19 protein-coding genes are annotated in these 20,371 nt (G+C 69.9%); 10 read left to right on the forward strand and 9 right to left on the reverse strand.

All coding sequences use genetic code 11. The features are described 5' to 3' along the window. Positions 1-18: 18 nt before the first annotated feature. Positions 19-603: a PadR family transcriptional regulator gene (locus ACFW47_RS25835; protein ID WP_386283825.1), complete on the forward strand. Its 585-nt coding sequence runs from the start codon at positions 19-21 to the stop codon at positions 601-603. A 76-nt stretch (positions 604-679) separates the two neighbouring features. Here the strand turns inward: ACFW47_RS25835 and ACFW47_RS25840 are convergent, their stop codons facing one another. Next, complete coding sequence (locus tag ACFW47_RS25840) at positions 680-1,567, reverse strand: alpha/beta hydrolase fold domain-containing protein (protein ID WP_386307276.1); 888 nt, start codon at positions 1,565-1,567, stop codon at positions 680-682. Beyond that, the gene (locus ACFW47_RS25845; RefSeq protein ID WP_386283820.1) at positions 1,564-2,121 is read right to left on the reverse strand and encodes a quercetin 2,3-dioxygenase; all 558 of its coding nucleotides are present in this window, start codon (positions 2,119-2,121) and stop codon (positions 1,564-1,566) included. Before ACFW47_RS25845 ends, ACFW47_RS25840 begins: the two co-directional genes overlap by 4 nt. A 104-nt stretch (positions 2,122-2,225) precedes the next feature. Between ACFW47_RS25845 and ACFW47_RS25850 the strand changes: the two genes are divergently transcribed. Beyond that, on the forward strand, positions 2,226-2,669 hold the full coding sequence (locus tag ACFW47_RS25850) for a MarR family winged helix-turn-helix transcriptional regulator (protein ID WP_386283818.1): 444 nt from the start codon (positions 2,226-2,228) through the stop codon (positions 2,667-2,669). Between the two features lie 197 nt (positions 2,670-2,866). Then, the gene (locus ACFW47_RS25855; RefSeq protein WP_386307278.1) at positions 2,867-4,735 is read left to right on the forward strand and encodes a protein kinase; all 1,869 of its coding nucleotides are present in this window, start codon (positions 2,867-2,869) and stop codon (positions 4,733-4,735) included. 458 nt (positions 4,736-5,193) lie between these two features. Here the strand turns inward: ACFW47_RS25855 and ACFW47_RS25860 are convergent, their stop codons facing one another. Next, the gene (locus ACFW47_RS25860; protein ID WP_386283813.1) at positions 5,194-5,496 is read right to left on the reverse strand and encodes a hypothetical protein; all 303 of its coding nucleotides are present in this window, start codon (positions 5,494-5,496) and stop codon (positions 5,194-5,196) included. Between the two features lie 330 nt (positions 5,497-5,826). Between ACFW47_RS25860 and ACFW47_RS25865 the strand changes: the two genes are divergently transcribed. After that, a complete protein-coding gene (locus tag ACFW47_RS25865) occupies positions 5,827-6,177 on the forward strand; it encodes a hypothetical protein (RefSeq protein ID WP_386284446.1) in 351 nt (116 codons plus the stop codon). Between the two features lie 434 nt (positions 6,178-6,611). On the opposite strand, the gene ACFW47_RS25870 is transcribed toward ACFW47_RS25865, so the two are convergent. After that, on the reverse strand, positions 6,612-7,682 hold the full coding sequence (locus tag ACFW47_RS25870; protein ID WP_386283811.1) for a methyltransferase: 1,071 nt from the start codon (positions 7,680-7,682) through the stop codon (positions 6,612-6,614). A gap of 311 nt (positions 7,683-7,993) precedes the next feature. Here ACFW47_RS25870 and ACFW47_RS25875 point away from each other — a divergent pair, with 311 nt between their 5' ends. The 5 genes from ACFW47_RS25875 (at position 7,994) to ACFW47_RS25895 (ending at position 14,209) form a co-directional block, all read left to right on the forward strand. Then, positions 7,994-9,640, forward strand: coding sequence for a LuxR C-terminal-related transcriptional regulator (locus ACFW47_RS25875; RefSeq protein ID WP_386283808.1), 1,647 nt, complete (start codon positions 7,994-7,996; stop codon positions 9,638-9,640). Between the two features lie 134 nt (positions 9,641-9,774). Then, positions 9,775-10,689, forward strand: a complete 915-nt coding sequence (locus tag ACFW47_RS25880; protein ID WP_386283805.1) for an alpha/beta fold hydrolase — start codon at positions 9,775-9,777, stop codon at positions 10,687-10,689. After that, a complete protein-coding gene (locus ACFW47_RS25885) occupies positions 10,686-12,200 on the forward strand; it encodes an FAD-binding oxidoreductase (RefSeq protein WP_386283803.1) in 1,515 nt (504 codons plus the stop codon). The genes ACFW47_RS25880 and ACFW47_RS25885 overlap by 4 nt, the downstream gene beginning before the upstream one ends. After that, the gene (locus tag ACFW47_RS25890; RefSeq protein WP_386283801.1) at positions 12,178-12,543 is read left to right on the forward strand and encodes a hypothetical protein; all 366 of its coding nucleotides are present in this window, start codon (positions 12,178-12,180) and stop codon (positions 12,541-12,543) included. The genes ACFW47_RS25885 and ACFW47_RS25890 overlap by 23 nt, the downstream gene beginning before the upstream one ends. A 529-nt stretch (positions 12,544-13,072) precedes the next feature. Further along, positions 13,073-14,209 carry a cytochrome P450 gene (locus ACFW47_RS25895; RefSeq protein ID WP_386283798.1) on the forward strand — a complete coding sequence of 379 codons (1,137 nt, stop codon included), beginning with the start codon at positions 13,073-13,075 and terminating at the stop codon, positions 14,207-14,209. A 403-nt stretch (positions 14,210-14,612) separates the two neighbouring features. On the opposite strand, the gene ACFW47_RS25900 is transcribed toward ACFW47_RS25895, so the two are convergent. From ACFW47_RS25900 to ACFW47_RS25915, 4 genes are all read right to left on the reverse strand, one after another. Beyond that, the gene (locus tag ACFW47_RS25900) at positions 14,613-15,293 is read right to left on the reverse strand and encodes a hypothetical protein (RefSeq protein ID WP_386283795.1); all 681 of its coding nucleotides are present in this window, start codon (positions 15,291-15,293) and stop codon (positions 14,613-14,615) included. A gap of 209 nt (positions 15,294-15,502) precedes the next feature. Further along, on the reverse strand, positions 15,503-16,036 hold the full coding sequence (locus ACFW47_RS25905) for a SigE family RNA polymerase sigma factor (protein WP_386283792.1): 534 nt from the start codon (positions 16,034-16,036) through the stop codon (positions 15,503-15,505). Between the two features lie 89 nt (positions 16,037-16,125). Next, positions 16,126-16,815, reverse strand: coding sequence for a hypothetical protein (locus ACFW47_RS25910; RefSeq protein WP_386283789.1), 690 nt, complete (start codon positions 16,813-16,815; stop codon positions 16,126-16,128). A gap of 269 nt (positions 16,816-17,084) precedes the next feature. After that, positions 17,085-17,999 (reverse strand): dihydrodipicolinate synthase family protein, encoded by a 915-nt coding sequence (locus ACFW47_RS25915; RefSeq protein ID WP_386283786.1) that lies wholly within the window; start codon positions 17,997-17,999, stop codon positions 17,085-17,087. 71 nt (positions 18,000-18,070) lie between these two features. Here ACFW47_RS25915 and ACFW47_RS25920 point away from each other — a divergent pair, with 71 nt between their 5' ends. Further along, positions 18,071-19,030 (forward strand): LysR family transcriptional regulator, encoded by a 960-nt coding sequence (locus tag ACFW47_RS25920; protein ID WP_386283783.1) that lies wholly within the window; start codon positions 18,071-18,073, stop codon positions 19,028-19,030. A gap of 268 nt (positions 19,031-19,298) precedes the next feature. On the opposite strand, the gene ACFW47_RS25925 is transcribed toward ACFW47_RS25920, so the two are convergent. Beyond that, positions 19,299-20,342 carry a saccharopine dehydrogenase family protein gene (locus tag ACFW47_RS25925; RefSeq protein ID WP_386307279.1) on the reverse strand — a complete coding sequence of 348 codons (1,044 nt, stop codon included), beginning with the start codon at positions 20,340-20,342 and terminating at the stop codon, positions 19,299-19,301. Between the last annotated feature and the right edge of the window lie 29 nt (positions 20,343-20,371).

Consider the following 20,371-nt stretch of genomic DNA (forward strand, 5'->3'; position numbering starts at 1 on the left):
CGGAGGGGGGCAAGTGCCTTGTCGCTGCGTTACGCGCTGATCGCGCTGCTCACCGGTCGTCCGATGACCGGCTACGACATCTCGAAGAGCTTCAGTCGCTCGGTGGCCCATGTCTGGCACGCCCCGGACTCGCAGATCTATCCCGAGCTCAACCGGATGGAGCGCGACGGGCTGCTCACCTCGGTCGAGGTGCCCTGGGGCAAGAAGGGGACGAAGAAGGAGTACCACGTCACCGACGCCGGCCTCGCCGACTTCCGGGAGTGGATGGGGTCTTCGCTGACTCCCCAGCGACAGCGCGACCCGGCGTATCTGAAGGCGGCCTACTTCGACTTCGCCGAGCCCGCGTCGGTGCGTGAGCAGCTCCGGCAGCAGCAGGCGTACTGGGAGGAGCAGTTGAGCTTGCTCGAAGGCACCCGGGCCGCGCTCGTGGACCGCACCCACCCCACCCTGGCGGCCCGCCTGTCCAAACTGACCGGGCGCGAGGCCGAGCTCGCGGTGCGCTACAAGGTGTACGCCTACGACGGCCTCATCGCCCGCGCCCGCACCGAGCTGGCCTGGATCGCGGACGGTTTCGCGCTCGTCGACGAGCTGTACGGCTCCTGAGTCCACTGCCGAGTTGTCGTATCGGTCCTGCCCAGTGCTCCGGCCGCAGGGGTTCGCCGGACCCTTGGTCCCTCTGTCAGGCCACGAGACGATGGGCGAACGCCAGGGAGTGGGCGAAGATCCGCTCCACCTGGTCGTCGGGCAGCCCGTACCAGCCGTGGTCGGCGCGTTGTACCGTCCACAGTTCGACTGGAGACCCGGCGCTTTCCAGTGCCGAGGCGAGGGATTGGCTGTGTGAGCAGTCCACCATGGTGTCCTCGTCTCCGTGGACGAGAAGGAACGGGGGTGCCTCGGAGTCGACCTGGGCGAGCGGGCTGGCCGCACGGGCACGCTCCGGGGCGTCAGCCGGGGCCGTGCCGAGCATGAGTGCCTCGGGGGTGGCGGCGTCCCCGGGAGTGAAGGGGCCCCGTACGGTGGTGAGGTCGCTCGGTCCGTACCAGATCACGGCACCGGCCAGCGGCGGGTCGGCGTGGGTCAGGGCGAGGAGTGAGGCGAGATGTCCGCCGGCGGATTCGCCCCACACGACCGTTCTGCTGGTGTCGACGCCGAGTTCGGCGGAGCGCAGGGTGAGCCAGCGCAGGGCGGCGCGCAGATCGGCGAGTGGGGCCGGGAAGGTGGCCTCGCCGCTGAGCCGGTAGTCGGCGCATGCGACGGCGAAGCCCGCTGCCGCGATGCGGGCGAAGGGCCGGGGAGACCAATGGCGTGTGCGCATTCCCATGTCGTCGCGCCGGCCTCGTCGCCAGGCGCCGCCGTGTACGAACAGCACCAGCGGAAGAGGGTCTGTCCGGCGTGCTCCGGGCAGCCAGAGGTCGAGTTCCAGGGGACGGCTGCCCTCGACTTCGGCGTACGGCACGCCACGCAGTTCGATCACGCCGGGCTCGCTCGGCGCGGCGGGCGGCAGCGGAGCGTGGTCGGGGTGAGGTGCGGCGATCAGTTCCCGCAGCGAGGGCCCGGTTGCCGTCACCGGGTCCGCCACTGGTGGTCCGGCAGGAAGCGCACGTCGTACTGCTCGGGGACGCTGGCGAACTTCTGGGGGGCCGGTATGACGGGCTGGCGGGGCAGGCCGAGTTCGTCCGCGGGCGCGCCCAGGTTCTCGAAGAACCGCTCGAAGGTGCCTCCCGGTCCGGCGGCGACGCCGACGACCTGGCTGTGATGGCGCTCCATGCGGTAGGCGTGCCGGCAGTTCTTGGGTACGAAGCCGAAGTCGCCGGGGGTGAGCAACTTCTCCTGCTGAATGCCTTCGGTGTCCTCGACGAACAGGCGAACGGCGCCCTGGGTGATGTAGAAGACCTCGTGCGTGTCGGTGTGCAGGTGGGCGGGGATGATGTCGCCCTTCGGGCCTTCGACGGTGAAGAAGTTGAAGGTGTTCTCAGTCTGCTCACCGCCCGCGTAGATGGTGATCAGGTCACCGAACAGGTGGGCGCGGTCTCCCTCGCCCTTTTCGATGAAGTACGGCTTGCCGGGCTCCGCGGGAATGCGCGACGCCTGCCGGTAGCGGGTGGCGTATTCGATGGTCATGCCGTCTCCTGGGGTCGACCACTGGACGTATGTCAGGCACCCTGACATGAGAAGCTGTCGAGATCAAGCGCTGGGCACGAGCCCGGCCCCGTCGTGAGGAACAGATGCAAGCCACCCGCCGCAACCTTCCCCAGCTTCTCGGCGAGGCCCGGCGCTGGTTCGAGGAAGGGCTGTCGGCTGCCATGGAAGCAGCCGGAGCCACGCCGGTGTCTGCGACGCAGGCCCAGCTCTTCGCCGTGCTGGACGACCAGGGCACCACGGTGTCCGAGCTGGCCCGGCGCATGAGTGTCACCCGGCAGACCGTGCACCAGGCCGTGCACGGCCTGGTCGCCGCCGGACTGCTCGAGCAGGTCCCGCACCCCGCGTCAGCCCGGCAGCGGTTGATTCGACGTACCCAGGAAGGAGAAAACGCGCACCGGCAGGCCGGCGTCGTCCTCGAACGTCTGGAGGAGCAGCTCGCCGAGCGCATCGGCCGTGAGGCGGTCGACTTCCTGCGGGCGGCGTTGGAGGCGCCGTGGGGGCAGCCGGCATCACCGGGTCCACGATGAGACCGCCGCCGCGGTGCCCATAAGAGCCACATCAGGACACGGTGACGGGCGGCCCGAGACCCCTCGCTCTCTCCGCTCGGTTGATCAGAGGCTCGGCAAGCGCTGGGCGTCTCGGTGGCAGATCTTGGCGCGGTCGTGATCACGATGTTGTCGCGGACGTGGTCTGAGGGGCATGGCTTGTCCAGGTGGATGCCGCGTTGGCTGAGGAAGCCCCATCGCCGCGGCAGCAGTTCCGGCGGGAGGCGACTCAGCCACACCGCATCACGCAGGGGCATCACCGGAATCGCCCTGGGAGTCGGCATGTACATTGTCTCGTCGTGATCGAAAGAGTGGGCGGGCGAATCGTCGCCGACAGGTATGTGCTCGCCGACCGGTTGGGCAGCGGGGGCATGGGCACGGTGTGGCGTGCCTGGGACCATCTGTTGCAGCGGACGGTGGCCGTCAAGGAGCTCCATGCCGTTGGCGGGGGGTACGAGCAGCAGGCGTCGATGCGGCGTGTGCTGACGGAGGCACGGGCGATCGCCCGGGTGACGCACGCGCACGTCATCGACATCTACGACCTGGTGGAGTTCGACGGTGGCTTCTGGATCGTCATGGAACTGGTGCCGGGTGGCTCGCTGAGCGAACGGGTGCGATCGAGCGGGCCACTGTCGGCGGTGGAGACAGCCCGTGTTGGTCTGGAGGTCCTGTCCGCGTTGGAGGCGGTCCACGCGGCCGGAGCGCTGCACCGTGACGTGAAACCGGCCAACGTGCTTCTGCGCGCGGACGGCAGCATCGTGCTCACCGACTTCGGAATCGCCGCCCTGTCCGGTCACACAGGCCTCACGGGCACGGGGGGCGTGGTCGGCTCCGCCGAGTACATGGCCCCGGAACGCCTGCGCGATCAGCCCGCCGGACCGGCCAGCGACTTGTTCTCCCTCGGTGTCACCATGTGTTTCCTCGCGACAGGTCAGAGTCCCTTCGCCCGCGGGGACCTCACGGCCACGTCGTTCGCCGTCGCCTTCGAACCGCCCTCCGTGCACGTTCGGGGCCCACTGGGCGACATCGTCGAGCAGTTGCTGGACAAAGACCCCGCCAAGCGTCCGTCCAGCGCACAACTCGCTGAGGCGCTGCGGTCGGTGGCCGACGGCGTTCCCCGAACGGTGCAGGCCACGCTGCGGCAGCCGGTGCGGCCCCCGCGCGCGAACCGGCGGCGCACGGCGGCCGCGGGGGCGAACCGGCGGCGCAAGGCGATCACAGGGGCGATCGCCGTGGCGGTGCTCCTCGTCGGAGCGGGTGTGACGGCATCCGTCGTCGGAGACGACTCCGGCCCTGGTTCGCCCGAGCAGACCGGGCGGACGTCGACCGGCACCCATGCGGTCTCGCGGGTGGACGCGGTGATGCCGGTTCCGGGTGTGCAGGGCAGGTTCTGGGTGTTCGCCGGCAGCGAGTACATGGTGGTCGAGGTGGGTGCGTCCCCGGCGTCGGCGCGGCGGGTGAGCGGGCCTTCCCCGATCGCGCAGTGGCGCAAGACGTTCGGTGGTCTGGAGCGCTTCACGGGCAAGATCGACGCGGTCCTGCCGGTTCCCGGTGACGCTCATCGCTTCTGGGTCTTCTCCGGCGATCAGTACCTGCTCGTCCACGTCGCGGGCGACCGCTCCGGCAAGGGCCGCCTCCAGGAACCACGCCCGCTCACCGACTGGAGCAACAGCATCGGCGCGGCTGTGGGCTTCCCGCATGGTGTGGACGCGGTGATGCCGGTTCCGGGTGTGCAGGGCAGGTTCTGGGTGTTCGCCGGCAGCGAGTACATGGTGGTCGAGGTGGGTGCGTCCCCGGCGTCGGCGCGGCGGGTGAGCGGGCCTTCCCCGATCGCGCAGTGGCGCAAGACGTTCGGTGGTCTGGAGCGCTTCACGGGCAAGATCGACGCGGTCCTGCCGGTTCCCGGTGACGCTCATCGCTTCTGGGTCTTCTCCGGCGATCAGTACCTGCTCGTCCACGTCGCGGGCGACCGCTCCGGCAAGGGCCGCCTCCAAGAACCACACCCCCTCACCGACTGGCCGTCCTTGAGGCCGTTCCGCACGGACTGAACCAGCCCTGCTGGTCGCTTGCCCGGAACGCGTCGGTCACAACGGGGCCGACTCTTCTGTGCCGAGGGGGCACGCGTCGTCGCCGCCGTCCGGGTGCCGCGCGCGTCCGCAGCTGTCCGGGAAGACCGAGAGCCTGGCCGCAGGGGACCGGCCTGCCGCGAGTTCCTGCCCGGACGGCGACGGTGACGGCGTCGCCGACGAGGAGAACCTTCGAGTTCCTTCATCGTCCGTTCGGGATCGGCGCGCACGCCCGCGATGGGGGAAAAGGCCACCCTCGCCGCCGACAAGCTGCTTGTTTCCGCGCCGGCATGGTGGACCGCGGCCCGACATCTCGTGACGACGCGAGGCGGCCGATAGGCGCCGGCTCCGGGAATGCCGGCGTGCGCGGCTCGGGTCGGGGGTGTGATCGGTGCCTTCGTGGAGTCCTCTCTGTTCGAGACCGGCTGCGCCCAAGAGCCTCAAGCGGACCCGCCGGCGAGACCACCGGCATGGTCGATACCGTGACCGCGGAGGTCGGCACCCACAACCTCGCCACCGGCGTCGACCACCCGCCGGTGCACCGCGTCCGCGTCGTCGCTCACCACGTGGACCGCGCTGCTTCCCGCCCGCATCCGCCCGTGCACGCTGTCGGTGTGCCGGGTCGAACCGAACACCAGCGCACCGCCGCCAGGCCACCGCAGCACGGCGTGCTCGATCTCGCCGTGCTCACCCGGCACGGCGACCGCCTGCTCGAAGCCCAGCACGCCGAGCAGGAAGCGCAACGCCGCTCAGGGCCCACCTGGCCCGACAACGCTGGATCCGGACAGCCGGCCCGGGCCTCTCTTCGCTGTGCCGGTGCCTGTCACACCGGCCCCTCTCGCCAGCCCGTGGCGGAGATCTGCAGCTTGGCGGGCCGCAGGGGCAGCATCCGGGCGGCCCTTCGTCCGGTGGGGCAGCGCACGTGGGCATCGTCTTGTGGTTGACCGGTATTGATCTCGGCGGACGTTACCTGTCCGTCGGAGGATTCGGGTGCAACCACGCACTCTTGAAACGCCTATGAAGCGAAGGGACTCATCGTGAAGGCAGTAGGACGTGCTCTCGGAAGCGTGGCGATGACGGTGGCGATGGTCGGCGGTGTGTCTGTCGCTGCCCAGGCGACGGCGGTGGCCTCAACCGAGCGCGCAACCACGAAGGCGGCCGCGGACACCTGCGCCTACCCGTATGTGTGCTTCTTCAAGAACGGCGTGAAGATCGGTCAGTTCCAGGATGTCACCAGCACCTGGCAGAACCTGCCGTCCCGTCCGTCTGGGCCGGGACTGGTGGTTCAGAACACCCGCAATGACGATGTCGCCCACATTCGCTGGTCGTACGGCGCCACGACGTGCATACCCCCGAAGTCGAGCTTCACCGTGACCGGTGGAACGCTGACAGGAGTACGGATCTCCAGCGCTGCCACCTGCTGACAGGCGCATGCGGGTCCGGCCCGTCCGCACGGGCCGGGCAGAGCCGCCGAGCCCGCTCGCTTCTTTCACCGGCGTGGTGGCCGGGATCGATTGCTACGTGCAAAGCGGAGCGGGTGAATTTCTGTCATTACGTCCCGACTCTGACGTACGGCGGCACCGACCGACAGGACGGGTCGATCACGCTGGGCGGCTACTCCCGCGAGCACGTTGCGCGCGACGCCTTCGCCCATCCGCTCGCCGCCCCTCACGACATCTCCGCATACCCGAAGCCGGTGGCCATGGACGGCACCCTCGGCCTCCTCGGGTGGCGCCAGCCGAGATGCTTCGAATCCGCGCCGACAACAGCGTCACCGACGACGTCGAAGAGAATCATCGCGACCGTTGCCTGCAGCTCACGCGCACAGGCTCGTGCGCGCCCCTGGATCCGCGGACGCCTACGGCTTGGCGGCGTACAGAACGTTGAACGGGTCCTCCGCCGTGGACCGGGCCACGCTGCTGAAACCCGCCTCGGCGCACAGCCCGCGTACGACCGCCTCGGGCATGCCGCACGTTCCGAGGCCGGCTCCGCCGTTCGAGAGAGACGTGGTCATGCAGTAGAAGACGCTGAGTCCGTAGAGCATCGATGCAACAGGACCCACATTGTCCTGGGGGCGGTCGTGGCAGTTGATCTCGAGCATCAGGTAGTCACCGTCATCCCTGACCGCGTCCCTGACAGCGGCAAGGAGTCGCTTCGGTTCCGCCGAGTCGTGAATGACGTCGAAGGTGGTGACGAGGTCGTAGCGCTCGGGTAGCCCCTGGGTGGCATCGACCGTCTCGAAGGTCACGCGGTCGGCGACCCCGGCCTCGGCCGCGTTCGTCCGGGCACGTTCCACCTGGGCCGGGAAGAGGTCGAACCCCGTGAAACGCGAACGCGGAAACGCCTTGGCGAGCACGATCAGGGCACGGCCCGCACCGCACCCCACGTCCGCTACGTCGATTCCCCGTTCCAGCCTCTCGATGATGTGCGGAAAGGTGCTGAGCCAGTCGTCGACCATCACGCTTTCGAACCAGCTGCCCGTGAAACGGCTCATGCCGTCCCACAGGATGTCCGGATATTCGCTCTGCCGTACGCCTCCTCCATTCCGGAACGCCTCGGTCAGTCGTTCGTACGGTGCCAGGGCGGCGGGCATCATCTGGTAGACGCCGCCGAGGAACATGGGCCCTGACTCGTCGGCCAGGGCGGGGGCGTGCTCGGCGGGAAGGGTGAAGCGCCCGGACTCCGGTTCCTCCAGATACCCTGCGGCGGTGAGGCCTCGCAGCCACTCGCGTACGTAACGCTCATTCAGGTCGAGACGGTCCGCGAGCTCCTGGCTGCCTGCGGGGCCGTTTGCTGCCAGATCCTTGAACAGGCCCAGCCGGTCGCCCAGATGGCACAAACCGGTGGTCAAGGCCCCGCTGAGGTCTCCGAGCGCCTTTTCCATGAAGGCTTCGGCCTTCGCGTCGTTCCATTCGCTCTGTGCCGCCACGATGCCCCTTCTGCATGACCGCGACCGCGGAGTGCGACCGGCCGGAAAAGCAAAGCACTGGACCTCCCCCTTGCGATGCCGCCACAACGGGAGGAGACATTCGGGCCGGATCACCTCACCCGAACCGAGCAAGGACGTGCAGGAACCCAAGGCTCGTCCGTGCCCAGCGACCCGGAGCGGCATCCTGAGATCGCCAAGAGGTACTCAGTCCGCCGGAAGGCCCTGGCCAGGTGGCTCGGCGCAGGGCTCCGGCGCGACCTGCGCTCAGCGCGTACGCTGCCCACAGGGACTCGTTGCTCGCAGGAGTACTCATGACCGCCGTTGATCCACGTGTGCAGGGGAGAGAGGCGTACGAGCGGCTGGCATGGCGGGACGCGTATGAGCAGCTGTCGGCCGCCGAGCAGCAGGTCCCGCTGGCGGCCGATGATCTGGTCCGGATGGCGCGGGCGGCATACCTGATCGGATCCGTCGACGTTGCGACCGAGACTTGGGAGCGTGCCCACCACGCATTCCTGGCACAGGGGGACGCGGCATCGGCCGTACGGTGTGCCTTCTGGATCGGGCTCACGCTCGTCCTCCACGGCGAGCGCACACGCGGCGGTGGATGGCTGGCACGGGCGCGGCACATGCTCGAGGACGCGGCGCTGGACTGCGTGGAGCAGGGGTATCTGCGCATCCCCGCGGCCCTTCGGGTGCTGGATGGTGGCGAGCCCGAGGCCGCGCGCCGCTTGTTCGCGGAGATCACCGAGATCGCCGACCGGTTCGACGACGCCGATCTCCGGGCGTTCGGAGGGTTGGGGCAGGGCCAGGCGCTGGTCGCGCAGGGCCGGGCGGCGCAGGGCGTGACGATGCTGGACGAGACGATGGTGGCGGTGACAACCGGGGAGGTGTCGCCGGTCGCCGCCGGAATCGTCTACTGTGCCGTGATCCTCGCCTGCCGCGGGATCTTCGACCTCCGCCGCATGCAGGAGTGGACGTCCGCGCTGAGCCGTTGGTGCGCCACGCAGCAGGACCTCAAGCCGTATCGTGGCCAGTGCCTGGTGCACCGTTCGGAGATCATGCAGTTGCGCGGCGAATGGGCCGACGCGATGGACGAGGCCCGGCAGGCGTGTGAACACCTGTCCAGCCTGCCCGGAGACCCGGTGATGGGCATGGCGCTCTACCAGCGTGCCGAGCTGTTCCGGTTGCGCGGTGACTTCTCCCGGGCCGAAAGCTGCTACCGAGAGGCCATCGACCGGGGACACTCGGCGCAGCCGGGTCTGGCGCTGCTCCGGCTGGCGCAGGGCCGCCTCGCGGACGCCGCCGCCGCGATCCGCCGGGCGGTCGGGGAGGCCGAGGGGGCGGAGGAGCGACCCAGGTTGCTGGCCGGCTGTGTGGAGATCGAGCTCGCTGCCGGAGCCGTCGCGGACGCCGAGGCCGCGGTGGTCGAGCTCGAAAGGATTTCCGCCGGGTTCGACTCGCCGTATCTTCGGGCGGTGGTCGCCTACGCGCGCGGGTCCGTCCTCCTTGCCGCCGGTGAACCGGAGGCCGCGTGCGTCGCCCTGCGCCGTGCGCGGGCCGACTTGCATGAAGTCGGCGCCTCGTACGAAACGGCACGGGTGCGGGTGCGGATGGCGCGCGCGTGCCGCCAGATCGGCGACCACGACACGGCCGAGATGGAGCTGGAAGCCGCCCGCCGGGTCTTCGAGCGGCTGGGCGCGCTACCGGAGCTGGAACAGGTGAGGCAGCTCATGGCTCGGGCGGCCCGAGCCACCTGTCCGGGTCCTGGAGGTCTGACCCCTCGCGAGGTCGAGGTACTGCGCCTGGTCGCGACCGGTGCGTCGAACCATGAGATCGCGGACAGGCTGGTCATCAGCGACAAGACGGTCGCCCGGCACGTGAGCAACATGTTCGCCAAGCTGGGCGTCTCTTCGCGGGCGGCCGCCACGGCGTACGCCTACGAGCACGACCTCGTGTAGGCCCTGGCCGCCTGCACAGAAATACCCACACGGAGAGTGCCGGCCGAGTTGGTTGACGAGACCGATGCGGACGCCCTCGCCGGGAGCGGACTCTTACCCCATGGGCTTGGCAGGTCATGCGGAAGGAGACCGTCATGAGCACCCGACACAGGACGGCACGACCAGTGCGGTCCGCCGGTCAGCAGGCGCGCGACCTGCTCGTCGCCGCCATGCCCCTCACGGAGCGACGCCTTCAACTGACCACGGTGTCCACCGCGGTCCTGGAAGGCGGCGACGGTCCGCCCGTGGTGCTGCTGCATGGCCAGGGTGAGTTCGGCGCTGTCTGGATCAGGGTGATCACCGACCTCGCCAGGACTCACAGGGTGATCGTTCCCGACCTGCCCGGCCATGGGGAATCGGTCGTGAACGACGGCCGGATCGACACCGAGACGGTTGTGACCTGGCTCGGCGAACTGATCGACCAGACCTGCCCTGGAGAGTCGCCCGTACTGGTCGGCCACCTGCTGGGTGGCGCGATCGCCGCGCGGTACGCGGTGCGCCACGGCGATCACCTCTCCCACCTGGTCCTGGTCGACACGCTGGGGCTGGGCTCGTACCGGCCGGCACCGAGCTTCGCGTTTCCCCTGATGGGATTCGTCGCCCGCCCGACTCCGAGGACCCGGGACCGCCTGTTCAACCGGTGCTTCCTCGACATGGACCGGGTGGGCGAGCAGGCGGGAGAGCACTGGCAGCCACTGCTTGAGTACGCATTGGACCGTGCCCGCACACCCAGCGTGCAGGCGGCGCTGCGCCGTCTCATCCCGCGGGTCGCCATGCCTGCGATCCCGTCCGGCGATCTCTCGCGTCTAGACGTCCCCACCGACCTGATCCACGGACGGCACGACCTCCAGGTGCGGCTGGGGGCCGCGGAGGCGGCGAGCGCCCGGTACGGCTGGCCGCTGCATGTGATCGAGGACTGCCGGGACGACCCCGCCGCGGAGCGGCCGGAGGCCTTCCTGGACGCGCTGCGCACTGCGATGGAGGCACCGAGGGAGGAGGACTCGGCATGAACACGAGAAGGTTCGAGGTCGCAGGGCTCGACGGCGGGTACGTGGGTCTGGCCTCTGCAGAGATCGAGCAACTCGGCGCTCGGCTCGACGGGCCGCTGCTGACGGCCGGGGACGAGGGCTGGGACGAGACCGTCCTGATCTGGAACGCCATGGCCGCGGTGAAGCCGTCGCTGGCCGTCCAGCCGACCTCGGCCCGGGATGTGGCGACGGTCGTGCGGTTCGCCGCGGACCACGGCCTGCTGCTGAGTATCAAGGGCGGGGGCCACAACATCGCCGGAACGGCACTCGCCGACGGCGGGCTGACGCTCGACATGTCGCGCATGCGCGGGGTCGCCGTGGACCCGGCCGCCCGTCTCGCGCACGCCGGTCCGGGATGCCTGCTGCGGGACGTCGACCGGGCGACCCAGCAGTACGGCCTCGCGACGGTGCTCGGGTTCGTGTCCGAGACGGGGGTGGCCGGCCTGACCCTCGGCGGTGGATTCGGCTACCTGACGCGCCGGTTCGGCTGGGCGGCCGACAATCTGGAGGCGGTCGAGATCGTCACGGCGGACGGAAGGGTACGAACCGCGGACCGGGAGGAGAACCCGGACCTGTTCTGGGCGATCCGGGGCGGTGGCGGCAACTTCGGCGTCGTCACCCGCTTCACCTTCCGGCTGCACAGGGTCGGCCCCGCCATCACCGGCGGCCTGGCCGCATGGGGCGCCGGCCAGGCGGACCAGGTCCTCGCGGCCTACCGGGAACTCACCGCGGCCGCTCCCCGGGAGTTGACGGCGGCGGCGGTGATCCGGCTCGCGCCGCCGGCGCCGTTCGTCCCGGACGAGTGGCACCTCAAGCCGGTCGCCGCGCTGCTCGTGTGCCACAGCGGCGCGAACGCCGAGGCCGACCTCGCCCCGCTGCGTGCCCTTGGAACGCCGGCCTTCAACCTGATCGGCCCGAAGCCGTACGTGGCTCAGCAGTCGATGATCGACTCCATGGAACCCAAAGGGCTGAACCAGTACTGGAAGGCCGAGTTCCTCCCCGGGCTGCCCGGCGGGTACCTCCCGGTCTTCCGCGAGGCTGCGCTGGAGGTCGCCTCACCCCTGTCCTTCTCCGTCATCTTCCACCTCGCGGGGGCGCTGAACGAGATCGACGGCGACGGTGGAGCGGTCGGGAACCGGGAGGCCCGGTACATCAGCGGCTTCTCCGGGGGGTGGCCTCCGCAGGCCGACGGAGACGGGATCGTGGCCGCCGTCCGCAGGGGTTGGGAGAGCATCCGTCCGTTCACGACCGGCGGGAACTACGTCAACTTCCAGTTGGCCGAGGACGACGCCACCAGGACCGCCGATGCGTACCGGGGCAATTACGAGCGCCTCCGGAAGATCAAGACGCAGTACGACCGGGACAATCTCTTCCGCGTCAACCGCAACATCCCACCCTGCGGATACCTGGTCGGCGGCGTGAATGGGGCGCAGGATGGAAGGGGGCGGCGGAAGAGAGGAGTGGTTGGCGATGACCGCGACGACGCGCGGTGAGACGCCGGTCGTGATCGAAGGCGGTGGTGTGGAGCTGCGTATGAGGGATGTCGGCGGAAACATGACCGCAGCCTTCGCCCACTTCCCCAAGGGTGCCGACATGAGGCCGGTCTGCAAAGGGCTGCCTGACGACCTGTGCCAGTGCCCGCACTGGGGATACCTGCTCAAGGGCAGCCTGAAGATGCGGACGCGGCACGGCGATGAGACCTACCACGAGGGGCAGGCCTTCTACTGGCCCCCCGGCCACGCACCGGAGGCGCTGGAGGACTGCGAATACGTGGATTTCTCGCCGACAAAGGAGTTCCACCACGTCGTCGAGCACATCAGGGTCCAGATGAGCTGAGCCCTGCCGATTGCGCCGCAGCCGCGTCGTGGGCAGGTGATCGAGCGGGCCGTCCCTGTTGCATCGGTGACTGTTCGCGTCCGGGACAGTGGGGCGGTTGTGGCCATGTGCGAATTCCGAGACGCAGCCGCGCGGCCGGCGGCAGGGACTGCAGTAAAAGGACCCCCCCTTGGCTGGTTTGGGCCTGTTCACCCGTATCTGCCACTCAGGTAACGTCCTGGTCCAGCGGAGCGGAATGCCTTTGGCAGGCGCGTACAACGAAGGAACCGTCCAACGAGGAGGATCACGATGTCGTGGATCACCAGCGGCCTTCGGGCGCTCAGCGGTGAGATGCGTGCACGCTTGCACGGGTACTTTGTCGAGTATGGGCAGCGCGACTGACGCTGTGGCTGTGGCGCGGGACGCGCAGCGGAAATGCCGAACCGCGCCATCGTCATCCGGAAATGACACCCCGGTGTCCTGAACCGCTCGGGCGGGCCTCGATCGGATCGCCGCCTCCCCACCCCCTGCCAGACGGGTATAACACCTCGTGTTCCTGAACAGACGTGGTCTGTGGTCTCACCTGCGGCGGTGGGAGCAGTTGGCGGCGGACACCGACGGGCCGTTCAGGCTGCGCTTCGGGACTCTCTTCATCGCCGACGCCGATGCGGCCAGGGAAGTTTTGGTCGGCTCGGCTGAGAATTACCTGTCGCAGTCCGGGTTCTTCCGGCTCGGGTCGACGCCCGTTTCCCATCTGGTTCGGACCGAGGCGTCACGCGAGCTGATCAAAGTCCTGGCCCGGCACGATCTCGATTCGGCCTTCGCCGTTGACGCCGCCATCCGTGAGCTGAGTGACAACCGTAGCCGTCTGCGGCATCAGCGGTGGGGAGTCGGAGTGATCCGGCGGTACTTCGCTCCTGCCATAGCGGATCAGCGCCATCCCGAGATCAACGCGCTTGTCGATGCCTACGTGACATCGAGCGTCGTCGCGGACGACATTGTCGGTCGCATGGTGCGAAGACCCCACCGTTCGGTGCCCCTCATCCGAGCCGGATTCGCAGAGCAGTTGAGACGACTCCCGGTGCGCTCGGCGGACGCGGAGGACCTGGTCGATCTGGTTCTGGGCCTGCCTGGTGAACTGTCTCCGGCGGATCGCGCGCAGTTGCTGCAGCGGCTCGTCCTTTCCACGGTCGGCTTCACCGGCGTAACTCTTGAATGGGTAGTGCTTCTCGGCATTCAGTACGGTTACAACCGGCCAACAGTACGACCCGAAGAGATCCGTTCCCTGGTCAGGGAGACGCTGCGCCTCTATCCGACAGCATGGCGTCTGGTCAGGGTGGCCGCCACCGATCACAAAATTGCCGGAGTCCCGGTCCACGAGGGTGAGCATGTGCTGATCGGCACGCACGCGATCCATCGGTCAGAGGCCGTTTGGGACAGGCCGCTGGAGGTGTGTCCCTCGCGCTGGGAGAAACTGACCGATGACCAGAGGCGGTCCTACCTCCCTTTCGGGAAGGGGGAGGGGATGTGTCCGGCGAACGGCTTCGCCCTCAAGGCCCTGGAACATCTCGGCTGTCTCATCCTTCGCAACTACCGGGGAGAGGTGCGGCTCCGAAGGCGCAAGCCCCATGCCCGCACACTCCTCGCCCCGCCGGCAGGCTGGACCCGCCTCACCAGAACAGGGTGACCCGCCCCGCCCATGAACAGCGCCATGCATGGAGAGGCCCGTCCATGAGTCACCACCGTTCTCAAGAGGCCCGACATCACACCTGTCACAGCCTTTCGGTAGCCCGCCCGAGCGGGAGAGCTCGGGCGGGGCTTCGCGGGCACAGTGCCGTGGTTGCTGTCAGCCGCCGGTCAGGGGCCCCAGGACCGGCCCCCCGACCACCGCGTGACCTCTCGCCGCCCGTACCGACGTCCGACCCCGCCGTCCCGCCGCACATGAACCTGCCTGGCGGGTGCCGCTGCCCGGACGGCGCTCTGGCGCCGTCCGCCGGGCACCTGGGCGACGATCAAGGACCTCAGAGGTGCTCCCAGCGGCGTAGAGCGGTTCGAGCGGCGGCGGAGCGCCCTGGTCCCCGGCGACGGCTTCAGTCCCAGTACGTCTCGTGGGTCAGCCGGTTGCCCCGTCCGTCGAAGGTGTCGACGGACGCGATGGTCTCCCCGTCGGCGACGGGCAGGGCGAACGCACGGTACGAGGTCCCCGGCAGCGTCACCACCTCAGCGGTACGGACCGTACCGCCGTCGAGCGTCAGACGGGCCGTGACCGTTCCCGAGGCCGGGTTGCCGACGAAGATCCGAGTCCCGGACAACCCCTTCTCGGACAGGCTGTGCAGCCCGGCGCCCTGGGCGGAGTCGGCCTCACCGTCCACGACGGAGCAGCCCGCCCAACGGCCCGCCTGGTGGTCGACCTGGACGCCACCGATGAAGACCCGCTGGCAGAGCAGCGAGAGGTCTTCCGGCCGGGAACCGCCACCGGATCCTCCGTCGGCGTCGCGGCCGGCCGTGTCGCCGACGGAGGTGTCAGCGGACGGAAAGCCGTCCGGCACGGACGGATGGAACGTCAGCGTCACCGACCACTCCGTGCCGTCGATGTCGCCGGAGCGGACCACGCGGCTGCGTTCCGCGGATTCCGACGCGTCGGGAACCGGTGGGACGGAGGGGGAGGAGGCCGCAGGGCGCGGGCCGTCGTCCTGGGCCGGCCCGTTCAGCAGCGGCAGGACGACGGCTGCCGTGACCCCGGCCACCAGCACCCCGGCCGCCGCGGTCACGGCGGTGCGGCGCGACCTCCGGACACGGGCACCGTCCAGGATGGCCTGGACAGGCGCTGGTCCCGGCGCTTTGCGCCCGGCCGCCCGGGCCAGCGCCTGCCGCACATCCGGTGCGCGATCGCCGGCGTACGGGGGGCCGATCCGGTCCGGCACGCAAGCACCCGGAGCGCCCGAGGTATCTGGTTGCCCGCCGGGTGTGTGGGGGGCTGTCATGCGGCACCTCCGAGATCGGCGCGGTCGTGCGCCGCCAGCGCGGGGTGTGCCCGCAGCTTGGCGAGAGCGCGGGAGGCCTGGCTCTTGACCGTGCCGGGCGTGCAGCCGAGCGTCCGTGCCACCTCGCCCACCTCGAGGTCCTCCCAATAGCGGAGGACGACCACCGCACGTTGCCGTTCGGGGAGTTCGGCCAGGGCTTCCATCAGCACGTCGCGCTGCTCCAGGCGTTCGGTTTCGCCGGACCGCTGCGGACGGTCCGGAAGCAGAGGGGTGAGCCAGTGGACGACTCGTCTGCGACGGTGGCGGCTGCGGTTGTTGTTCACCAGCGCGCGCCGCACATAGGCGTCGGCGTCCTCCCGCCGCACCCGGTCCCACCGCGCGTGCACTTTGATCAGCGTCGTTTGCACCAGATCCTCTGCCTCATGGAAATCGCCGGTCAGCATGTAGGCGGTCCTGACCAGGCGGCTCCAGTAGGCCGAGATGAACGCCGTGAAGTCGCCTTCGGCATCGCGGGCCGGTCCGATGTGCACGAAGAGTTGTCCCTGCGGGTGTGTGGGCGGGCGGACAGTACGGACCGGCCCCCGGATGCGTGCGGCACCCGGGGACCGGGACCGGCGGATCAGTCCCAGTACGTCTCGTGGGTCAGCCGGTTGCCCTGTCCGTCGAAGGTGTCGACGGACGCGATGGTCTCCCCGTCGGCGACGGGCAGGGCGAACGCACGGTACGAGGTCCCCGGCAGCGTCACCACCTCAGCGGTACGGACCGTACCGCCGTCGAGCGTCAGACGGGCCGAGGCCGTGCCCGAAGCGGGGTTGCCGACGAAGATCCGAGTCCCGGACGCGCCCTTGTCGGTCAGACCGTGCAGCCCGGCGCCCTCGACGAAGTCGTCCCGGCCGGCCACGACGGAGCAGCCCGCCCACGGCCCCGCCTGGTGATCGACCTGGACCCCGCCGATGAACACCCGCTGACAGAGCAATGCGGGATTCTGGGGCCGGGAGTCACCGAAGCCGGAGGTCCCATCGGTGGAGGGGAAGTCCTCCGGAACCTCCGGATAGAACCGCAGCGTCACCGACCACTCCTTGCCGTCGACGATTCCGGAACCGACGGTACGGGCCACGGTCCGCTGCTCCTCGTCCTGCGCGTGCCGAGGCGGGTGCTGCTCGCCCTCCGCGACTGACTGGGTCCGCAGCCCCTTTCCGGACGTGTCACCGGGCACTCCGTCGACCGCCCAGGCACCGGCTACCGGTGTACTGACCACGATGGCGGCCACGCCGACGGCGACCGCGAGCTTCTTGATGCTGCTGGACACGATGCTCCTACGGGAAGTGGGGTGAATGGGCCGGAGGGCCTCTTCACTTCCTTCTACTCCCGTTGCCCGACCGGGGGTTGCACGCGACCGCGGATCTCCTGGCAAGTGCCGGGCCGGGGGCTCAGCCCGCGGACACGGACGCCGGCGTCTCCTGCGTCAAGGACCTCGCCCCGGACGAAGCCCGGCACGGTGGCGGCGGCGCGGGCGCGGGCGGGCCCCCATGGCTCGCGTCGAAGCTCACCGGATTCTCCGGGGGCCGCGAGCCCGTGTCAGGCCGCGGCCTCTTGAGTCCTGGCGGCGGCCAGGTCCACCGCTCGCCGGACCGAGCCGGCGGAGGCGGCCAGCAGCGGCAGCCGGACGGCCGGGCTGGGGATACGGCCCTGGGCGTGCAGCACCCCTTTGAGTACGGTCGGGTTCGGCTCGGCGAAGAGCGCGGCGGACAGCCGGGCCAGCTCGGCTCCCAGTCTGCGGGCCGGTCCGGTGGCGTCGCGATGCCACAGCGAGATGAGTTCGGTGTAGTCAGTGGTGCGGACATTGGCCGACGCGAGGATGCCACCGTGTGCGCCCGCCGCGAGCAGCGGCGAGATGACGGCGTCATCGCCGCCGAGCACCGTGAAGCCCGGAGCCGACGAGGCGAGCAGCTCCATCGTGGCCGCGTCGATCGCACCGGTCGCGTACTTGACCCCGACGACCTGCGGCAGGCGCCTGAGCGCGTTCAGCGCGCCGGTGCCGAGGTGCTGACCGGTGCGGTACGGAATGTCGTAGACGACCAGGGGCAGACCCCCGTGATCGGCGAGTGCCGCGAAGTGTGCCAGTGTTCCCGCCTCGCCGGGCCGGGTGTAGGGCGGCGTGGGAACCAGCGCGGCGGCGACGTCACCGCTCTGGGCGAGCTCCCGCAGTGTCCTGATGGCGGCGGCGGTGTCGTTCGTGCCGACGCCGACGATCAGCGGAGCTCCGTGGGCCCGGCAGGCGGCCGAGCAGATACGGATCACGGCCCGCTTCTCCTCGGTAGTCAGCGTGGCCGCCTCCGCGGTGGTGCCCAGGGCGACAAGTCCGCGAGCGCCGCCGGCCGAGAGCGCCTCGTCGGCGAGGCGGGCGAGCGCGTCCGGGGCGAGGCGCAGGTCGTCGGTGAACGGGGTCACCAAGGGGACAAACAGGCCGGTGAGGTTCGCTTCGCGCTTCATGCGCCCAGCCTGACCGACACAGACCCAGTAGATCCAGTACATGTTTCTTCGCCTATGCGTAAGCTGAACTTATGCTTGATGTCCGACGTCTCCACCTGCTGCGCGAACTGGACCGACGCGGCACCATCGCGGCCGTGGCCGAGGCGCTGACCTTCACGGCCTCGGCTGTCTCCCAGCAGCTGAGCGTGCTCGAGCGCGAGGCGGGCGTACCCCTGTTGGAACGAAGTGGCAGACGGGTGGTGCTCACCCCCGCGGGCCGCACCCTCGTCACCCACGCCGACGCCGTCCTCGAACGCCTCGAACTGGCGGTCTCCGAGCTGGCCGGGGCACGTGAGGGTATCGGCGGGCCGCTGCGGATCGGGACGTTTCCGTCCGGCGGCCCCGCGATCGTGCCCGCCGCGCTGGCCGAACTGGCCCAGCGGCACCCCGCGCTGGAACCGATGGTCCAGGAGATCGACTCGGCGCGGGTCTCCGACGGCCTGCGTGCCGGCGAACTCGACGTGGCCCTCGTCCACGACTACGACTTCGTGCCCGCGTCCCCGGACACCACTGTCGACCAGGTGCCTTTGCTGGAGGAGCCGATGTACCTGGCCACGGGTGCCGCCCCCGGCAACGGTACCGATTCCGCGAGTGGTGCGGCGGCCCGCGGTGACACGCTGGCGGGACTGCTCGGGCCGTGGGCCACGGCGCCATGGATCACCGCCCGGGACGGCACGACCGGCCACGTGATGGCTGTACGCGCCTGTCAGGCGGCCGGTTTCCAGCCGCGCATCCGTCACCAGGTCAACGACTTCCGTACGGTTCTGGCACTGGCCGCCATCGGGCAAGGCGCCGGATTCGTACCGGAGATGGCCGCCGCACACGCCCCTGAGGAGGTGGTCCTGACCCGGCTGCCCCTGTTCCGTCGCTCGAAGGTCGCCTTCCGCGCGGGCGGCGGCACCCACCCGGCGATCGCAGCATTCGTGGCGGCGGCGCGAACAGCGGTGCGCACCGCGGGACTCGCCTCCTCGCTGATCACTTCAGGGAGTTGAGTCCGGGTCTCATGCTCGGCGATCCCTGCTGTCAGGGTGTCGAGTGGGTCCCCATGGTCTTCGTCTACGCGGAGCGTGGGCTCGCGAGTGCTCGCCGGCGCGGCGACTCGTGACCGGTTCACGGAAAGCGAGCCGGAACCGGGTTCTGCCAACACGGGTTCAGTCATCGGAGAGCGCGTCACAGTGAGGTGATCGGGGGAAGTCGTCGCGGCGTCCGTCCTCACGGCTCCCTCAGGGCGCACGCTCGACGAGTCGGCGGCGGCCCGGGTCAGGCCACCTGCTCCTGGGGGTGCAGTTCGAACGCGATACGAGGAGCGAGCGCGCGCAGGAAGTCAGGGGCGTCGAAGATCTCGCCGGCAGAGGCGACGCCCACGCCCTTGGCGCGGCCGGTGAGAACGCGGTCCAGGGCTTCGACGACGAGGGGCGCGGTGATGGCGTAGATGTCCTGGCCGGTGGCTGTGGCCCGGCGTTCGGTGCCGCCTGAGCGGACGGCGGCGTCGACGAGGAAGGTCTGGTCGGAGCGTCCGCTCTCGTCGGCGGCGGTCGGGGTCGGTGTGTCGGGGGCGGCGACGTCGCGGGCGGCTTCGGCGTTCATGTACGTCGTCACGTCGGGGATGGTCAGGTGCTGGGAGACGGTCACGACGTCCGCCATCGTGAACTCCGCGATCACGGACCGGCGTCCGACCGGCTCCGGGAAGGTCCACTCCGCGATGGGCGCGGCATCGGTGCGGTGCTCCCACTGCCCGCCGCGGTAGCGCAGGCGGAAGTCGCCGCGCCGCTCGCGGGAGACCGCGCCCGACAGCCGGGTGCCGGTGGTGGGGTGCCAGTTGCTGAGCGCGTAGGCGATGTGGGCCTCGTCGGCCGAGGCCCAATCGCCCATCGCCGCGGTGGCCAACAGGTCACCGAGGCCGCCGAAGAAGGCCATGGCCGGGACGATCACCGCCCCCGCGTCCCGGGCGTGCTCGCGGAAGTGCGCGAAGGTGTCGAGGTTGGCCTCGATCTCGGCGGCCACATCCAGATACGGCACCTCTGCCCGGAGCGCGGCCTCGATCACCGGGCCGGTGGTCGAAGCGAACGGGCCGGCACAGTTGATGACGGCCACCGCACCGGCCAGGGCCCGGTCCAGTGAGGCCGGATCGTCGACCGACGCCACCCGGGCCTCCAGTCCGTGGGCGTCGGCCAGCTCGCCCAGCGCCCGCGCGTCGCGCCCCGACAGCACCGGAACGAACCCGCGGGCGGCGAGCTCCGCGACCACGAACCGTCCGGTGTGACCGTACGCGCCGAACACCGCCACCAGTCGGCCTGACTCCATGACTGCTCCCGTGTACTCGATTGTCCGCG

It is taken from the genome of Streptomyces sp. NPDC058796, from assembly GCF_042745235.1.
Classification (GTDB): Bacteria; Actinomycetota; Actinomycetes; order Streptomycetales; family Streptomycetaceae; genus Streptomyces.